We start from the raw sequence: 6183 nt of genomic DNA, 5'->3' as shown, positions 1-6183 counted from the left end.
TGTGTCACTCAGAACCTCGGCTGACGTTTAGTCTTAAAGACCAAGCTTATTTTTTAACACTTCATACGGTGTTTTACCAGCATGAGCTGAGTGGGGGCGATGACAATTATAAAATGCCTCCCATTCAGCTAATTTTTCGTGTAAATCGACATCATCCTTATAATCGATTAATTGATAAAATTCCTGTTTATCTGTTAAATGAGAACGCTCTACTTTCCCATTCAATCTGGGGGTAGCTGGCTTAATATAGACATGCTCCATCCCTAGATCATGAATATGCCAATTAAATTTCGATTGGAATTCGTGCCCATTATCCGTTCTAATCGTTTTGATTCTAAAGGGAAATTTATTTACAACATAATTAATAAAATCAATAGCATTAGCCTGATTGTGCCTTTCATAAATTTTAAGTGCTCTGATCCGTGTCGCATCATCAATTGCTGTATATTGAAAACGTTTAATTCGTTGTCCATCAGGCGTATTAAAAAATAAAAACTTCACATCAACCTGAACATGGTGCCCTGGCACTTGTTTCTGATAACGTTTAAATAGTGGTTTAGAGCGACTTCGCTGATTTTGGGGAAGTTGGTTTAATTTGTTTCTGAGCAATACATAATAGCAGCCAGAGCGTGATATTTTGATGTTATGAAACCGTAGAAGATACCAAGCGATACGTTGGGGACCAAAATGGTAAGTCGTACGCAGATAAATAACCAGCTCTTCGATGTGTTTTGCAACTCTTCTGGTTGGATTTTCAGGGCAGGGTTTATTGTTGATTAATCCTTTCTCGCCATCTCGTTCATAAGCTCTTTTCCAAGTATAAAAAGTTTCTCTACTGATCCCAAAATGACGACAAGTTTTAGCAATATTTTTGCTCTCACGGGCATGATTTAAGATTTTTGTTTTATGTGCAATATCTCGTTTAGCTTTAATGTTCATCATATCTGACCTCCGGCTACAATTAGAAAAAACTAATTGTCAACCGAAGTCCAGACTTTCATAGTATAGCTTGCTCACTAACTTCATCGTAAGTGAATTTTTGTCCATCCAGTTCGTAATTAAACGTTCCTCTTTCACCTAGGCCATCAATTTTCCACCCTCTTCTGAATGAATTATTGGAAACTTTGGTTTTTAGTCCGTTATCATCAAACCATGCAAGCTTAATCGCGGTTGAGCCATCATCACAAAAAATATCCATAAAACCTCTCACTTATTACTCACAATGAGTACTTGAACAGCAATATAAAATACTCAAACTGAGTAACAACCCCAAAAAACAGATGAGTACGACTCAATGTGAGTAATTAAAACCACTATAAATTGACTCAAATTGAGTAACTAAAAATCTAATTACTCAATCTGATGAACTCAAACAAAGATAACACCATATTCATATCATATCAATTGCCATTTAATGCATATGAATATTATATATATATTATAGTAATATTACTTTAATACAGTTTTACGTTAATAATTTTCATTGACATTATTGGAAAGAGTACTAATATGAAAGGTGATATTAATATTGAAATGGGTGTAAAATGATATTAACAATAGCAAATACAAAAGGGGGTGTTGGTAAGTCAACACTCGCTGTCAATATAGCCGCAGCTAGGGCTAGGCAAGGTAAAAAGGTTTGGCTGATCGATGGTGATAAACAAGGTTCATCACAGACAGCCATATTAGTTCGATCAGAAGATGGCATTGAGCCAGGTATTGCATGTTCACATTATCCTGATGGCCCAGTTTTAAGAACTCAACTTTTACAACAGAAAAATAACTTTGATGATGTGATTATTGAATGTGGTGGTAGGGATTCAACAGCTATGAGGGCAGCATTAACAATAACAGATGTATTATTAGTTCCTTCAGCTCCGGGAAATTTTGAAGCATGGGCGATGGATGCCAATGTGGAATTAATAAAAGAAGCTAGGAGCATAAGAGATAATCTTGTTTGTTATTCATTACTAAACAAGGGTGATACTCACGCTCGCTCAAAAGATAATCCTGAAATGTTAGCAATGATGAAAGATTACGAGGAAGACCTTCCAATCCTAGAGTTCGTTATTCATCAAAGAAAAGCTTTCGGTTATGCAGCAGGGGAAGGGCGAACAGTAGATGAACTCAAAGGGAAAATTAGAGATAAAGTAGCTATTGAAGAATTAAAACAGTTAATGAAAAAACTATTTAGCAATTAAACCAATATCATTATAATATTAATTTAATACAGAAAAACATCAATGCAATATGCTTTAGTAAGGAAAAAAATTTATGACTCAGTCACGTTTTAGAAAAAAACCAGAAGTAGGAATCAATAAAGATTCACAGAATGACGCTATAACGGATTTTATCAACGCCGCTCCAGATGCAAAAGTAAAAGAGAAGAAGGGGGTTGTTAAAGGTAAAAGACAGCAAATATCGATAACCATGCCACCTGACATCTTAGAACAGATTGATGAAGCTGCGGCACAAAATGGTCAGTCAAGGGCTGCATATATCATCATGTCTTGTATAAATACATTGAATAATGGTTTACAAATACACGGTAAAAAAACATCAGATTAATATTACTTGTGCATAAAATGCAATGAAATTGATATTATTTTAAAATCAATTTAGGATTAAATGATTTTATTTTACCTACTAGATATCATATGAGTGTGACTACGCACTCAGGAGTATCAGGATATGAACATAATCACGCCGTTGGCGTGAGCACCGCGGCAAAGCCGCTCTATATCTAGGCAACACCCTTCTCGTCTTTTTATACTCTGCTTCATGTATACTTCCAGACCCGCTAAACTGCTATTTCAATATGACGACGGATGGAACCGCTTCATTGATAACAACCCTGTCGATGAATGGCAACTCCTCTGTGTTGAAAAGATGCTAGCCTGTAGCACCTGCGCTATGGGCGTTCGACGTTATTGCTGTTCTTCACCATCAAGACGATAGTCTCGCAAATTTGTTATTTTTATATTTTAAAATAATATTCTTTATATGTGAATATATCATTATTCTAATTTCTATATTCATAATATTATTTAGTGTAAAGTTCGATATAATTTAAATTTTGGATTTCAATATTTTATATCCAATAATACAGCATAGCATTATTTAATTTTATTTTGACTAAGCATAACATATAGTGATCGACCGATTTATAATTTCGTGAATCGTATGTTTTAATATAAGTATATTTTACCATTAAAAGGATATCTTGTATGAAAAAAAATGTATTAGCCCTATGCGCTGCTGTTACTCTATTTGTATTTTCAACCACATCGTCATTTGCGGCGGGATGGGTGCTAGTAAAATCAAGTAAAGCAGGAAAAATGACATTATGTACATATTATAATCCCAAAACAATTCAATCAAAGAGTGTATATGTTAAAGGAAAAAATTGCCCTGGTTATATGTAATGAATTTATTATGTGAACATGTAATATTTATTAATTAAATGTTTTTAAATTGATTGAACATTTAATGTCAAAAGACCAGAGTTTTAAAGTAGTCTTTAATTTTATTCTAATAAGAGGTGCGTTTTACAAGCGGACCTCTTATATATTACTATTGATGTTACAACACAGTTCATAGTTAGATTTAAGTACGATAGAAACTCATTGCTGTTACATGTTTCTCTTAACACAGGACTGAGAAAATCGTCCACTCTCCTTTAATTTATTCATAACATTAAGAGTTAATTGCAACACTCGCGATGCAACCAATGGGATAACCAAAGTATTAAGTACTAATACATAGGCTTGGTAGAACTATTGAACTGAGATGAATATGATATATCTTTAAGGTATAACTATATAATAAGTATATTTTAGTTATCAATTTTCATATCATTGGAGTTATATTTTTGATTTAAACGATACACTGTCATTTAAATCACAATGGAAGGTTCTTGAATGGAGTGGCGAATGGAGTTTGGCGCGATTAAATATTTATCTCGTAGATTATAATCAACACTGATAGTCAGCTTTGAGCAAAAAGATGAAGCAAAGCATAGATCGCACAATAATGATCAGCAATATTCTGAAAAAGATACAGTTTAAACCTTAAAATGAATTAACATTGATGAAAACTTAAGCTTAATTTAGTCAAAAATGCAAAGGGATATTTATGATTCCAACGTTCACTAAAGCAAAATTTTGGAAATGTGCACTTCAAGTTAATCCCTCGAACTACATTAGTTATAGAGGGAAACAACAAGGGTTGACTGAGGATAAATACAACCAAAAACTTCTAGAAGTTTGCCTTGAAGAAAACATCAAAGTTGTTGGCCTTGCAGACCACGGAAATGTTGGCTCAGTAAACAAAATTCGAGCCTTAATGTCCAAGCATGGCATTGTTGTTTTTCCAGGGTTTGAAATTGCGTCGAGTGAAAAGGTGCATTTAGTTTGTCTTTTTCATGAAGACGAAACAGTTAAAAATCTTGAGCACTATCTTTACGAACTAAATATTGATCCTAACCAAGGCACATTGCCTTCACCACATAGTGCAGACTATATTTTAAATAAAGTGCGTGATAAAGGAGGATTCATATATGCAGCCCATTGCACAGACGACAATGGGGTACTCAAACAAAAACTGAACAATATTTGGAAAAATGAGTTATTAGTTGCAGCTTAAATCCCGACAACACTTCAAGCAATAAAAGAACAAGGTGACCAAGCAAACTTTCAAATTCTGACAAACAAAGACATGGCGTATCATCGAAATGTTCCTATGGCGTTAATTAACGCAAAGGATATTGAAGAGCCTGAAACTTTAAGGAAAGACAACGCGTCGTGTTTAATCAAAATGACAATACCCAGTTTTTCAGCATTTAAGCAAGCATTTAATGATCCAGAATCAAGGGTCAGATTAAACTCAGACATCAGCGAACAGTATTACTCTAGGTTGGAGTCTGTTGTTTTTATTGGCGGGTACTTAGGCGGCGTCGAAATAGACTTTTCCGAACACCTAAATACCGTTATTGGAGGTAGAGGTACGGGTTTGAATGTATTCGTTACGCGCTCGATATTACTCCAATCGGCAAGCAAGCCAGTGAACAACACGAGAAAATAGTCAAATCGAACTTAAGCACTGGACAAATCAAACTTTCGATAAAGTCGACAACTAAGCATGGTAATAACTATCAGATTACAAGGAGGTATGGACAATCTCCTATTATTACAGAAATGTCAGGGCAAATATCAAGCTTCGTACCTAGTGATTTATTGCCAGAAATCGAAATATTTGGACAGAATGAAATTCATGAAATTGATAAAGATTCTAGTGAACAGTTAAAAGTCGTCGATAGATTCTTGAACAGGGGCAAGATTGAGCAAGAGTTTGGCGTTGTCAAAATTGTAGACGATTTAGCTCAGGTCAGGCAGAAAATAGTAGATTTAACAGTCCAGTCATCAGATCTTGAGTCCGATGTTAAACGGCTTGAACAACTGGAAGAGGATGCTAAACGCTTTAAGGAATTGGGAATTGATGAACAACTAAAAATTTTGCCGTTGCTCGCATCAGAGAAAACGCTATTTAGAACCGTAAGTGAAATGCTTTTTGATTTTTCCACCGCATTAGGTGAGATGGTAGAAGGTATTCCCTCAACAGACTACATTTTGGAAGAAGATATCAAGGATTTTCCCGATATATTAATCTTTAGAGAACTTAGAAACATCATCACAAATTTGAACAAAGATTTAGGTACTATGCTATGTCCACTCCCCTTTAATTGAGACACGTTAAATTAGAGTTTTCTAACTGTTGACGATAGGCCTCCGGTGGGAGGTGATTTAAACTTTCATGGGTTCGATTTTGGTTATAATCTTGCAGCCAAAACCACGCTAATTCTCGCACTTGGCTTAATGATTCAAATAAATACGCATTTAAAAACTCTCGACGGAACGAACCATTAAAACGTTCGATAAACCCATTTTGCTGCGGTTTTCCCGGTTGAATATGGCACAGTAAAATTTGGTTATCTTCACAATAATTCAATAAGTTAACTGAAATGAGTTCAGGGCCATTATCGACTCGGATCTGTTTCGGTAACCCTCTTTCGGCTTTTAAACGTTCAAGCACCCTGATGACGCGTTCAGCCGGTAATGACGTATCAACCTCAATCGCCAAGCATTCACGCGTTCCTTCATCAATAATGTTGAGAGTTCTGAAGCG

The 6183-nt window shown here is 35.1% G+C and carries 8 protein-coding genes and 2 pseudogenes; 7 read left to right on the top strand and 3 right to left on the bottom strand.

Annotation, left to right across the window (positions count from 1 at the left end):
- Positions 1-33: 33 nt before the first annotated feature.
- Both ACIPUA_RS06495 and parM read right to left on the bottom strand, forming a co-directional pair.
- Positions 34-942 carry an IS481 family transposase gene (locus ACIPUA_RS06495; protein WP_394350850.1) on the bottom strand — a complete coding sequence of 303 codons (909 nt, stop codon included), beginning with the start codon at positions 940-942 and terminating at the stop codon, positions 34-36.
- 58 nt (positions 943-1000) lie between these two features.
- Positions 1001-1198: pseudogene (parM, locus tag ACIPUA_RS06490) on the bottom strand (plasmid segregation protein ParM domain-containing protein); the annotation flags it as partial.
- A 346-nt stretch (positions 1199-1544) separates the two neighbouring features.
- On the opposite strand from parM, the gene ACIPUA_RS06485 reads away from it, so the two are divergent.
- From ACIPUA_RS06485 to ACIPUA_RS06455, 7 genes and pseudogenes are all read left to right on the top strand, one after another.
- Positions 1545-2201 (top strand): AAA family ATPase, encoded by a 657-nt coding sequence (locus ACIPUA_RS06485; RefSeq protein WP_449059451.1) that lies wholly within the window; start codon positions 1545-1547, stop codon positions 2199-2201.
- A 73-nt stretch (positions 2202-2274) separates the two neighbouring features.
- Positions 2275-2568: a ribbon-helix-helix protein, CopG family gene (locus ACIPUA_RS06480; RefSeq protein WP_449059450.1), complete on the top strand. Its 294-nt coding sequence runs from the start codon at positions 2275-2277 to the stop codon at positions 2566-2568.
- Between the two features lie 213 nt (positions 2569-2781).
- Positions 2782-2943: pseudogene (locus tag ACIPUA_RS06475) on the top strand (IS91 family transposase); the annotation flags it as partial.
- A gap of 284 nt (positions 2944-3227) precedes the next feature.
- Complete coding sequence (locus ACIPUA_RS06470) at positions 3228-3425, top strand: hypothetical protein (protein WP_449059449.1); 198 nt, start codon at positions 3228-3230, stop codon at positions 3423-3425.
- A gap of 709 nt (positions 3426-4134) precedes the next feature.
- Positions 4135-4644 carry a PHP domain-containing protein gene (locus ACIPUA_RS06465; protein ID WP_449059448.1) on the top strand — a complete coding sequence of 170 codons (510 nt, stop codon included), beginning with the start codon at positions 4135-4137 and terminating at the stop codon, positions 4642-4644.
- Between the two features lie 72 nt (positions 4645-4716).
- Entirely contained in the window at positions 4717-5082 is a 366-nt protein-coding gene (locus ACIPUA_RS06460; protein ID WP_449059447.1) for a hypothetical protein, read from the top strand.
- Positions 5083-5234: 152 nt separating this feature from the next.
- The gene (locus ACIPUA_RS06455; RefSeq protein WP_449059446.1) at positions 5235-5744 is read left to right on the top strand and encodes a hypothetical protein; all 510 of its coding nucleotides are present in this window, start codon (positions 5235-5237) and stop codon (positions 5742-5744) included.
- Here ACIPUA_RS06455 and ACIPUA_RS06450 read toward each other — a convergent pair.
- Positions 5737-6183: transposase (locus ACIPUA_RS06450; RefSeq protein ID WP_449059244.1), on the bottom strand; the 447-nt coding region annotated here is incomplete at its 5' end. The two genes, ACIPUA_RS06455 and ACIPUA_RS06450, sit on opposite strands and share 8 nt — an antisense overlap.

This window comes from Providencia sp. AGC89, from assembly GCF_053543535.1.
This window is presented reverse-complemented; position numbering and strand designations above follow the sequence as displayed.

Bases quoted from the DNA above. Each gene is read 5' to 3' on its own strand.
- ACIPUA_RS06495 (WP_394350850.1), bottom strand. From the start codon at position 942: ATGATGAACATTAAAGCTAAACGAGATATTGCACATAAAACAAAAATC.
- ACIPUA_RS06485 (WP_449059451.1), top strand. From the start codon at position 1,545: ATGATATTAACAATAGCAAATACAAAAGGGGGTGTTGGTAAGTCAACA.
- ACIPUA_RS06480 (WP_449059450.1), top strand. From the start codon at position 2,275: ATGACTCAGTCACGTTTTAGAAAAAAACCAGAAGTAGGAATCAATAAA.
- ACIPUA_RS06470 (WP_449059449.1), top strand. From the start codon at position 3,228: ATGAAAAAAAATGTATTAGCCCTATGCGCTGCTGTTACTCTATTTGTA.
- ACIPUA_RS06465 (WP_449059448.1), top strand. From the start codon at position 4,135: ATGATTCCAACGTTCACTAAAGCAAAATTTTGGAAATGTGCACTTCAA.
- ACIPUA_RS06460 (WP_449059447.1), top strand. From the start codon at position 4,717: ATGGCGTATCATCGAAATGTTCCTATGGCGTTAATTAACGCAAAGGAT.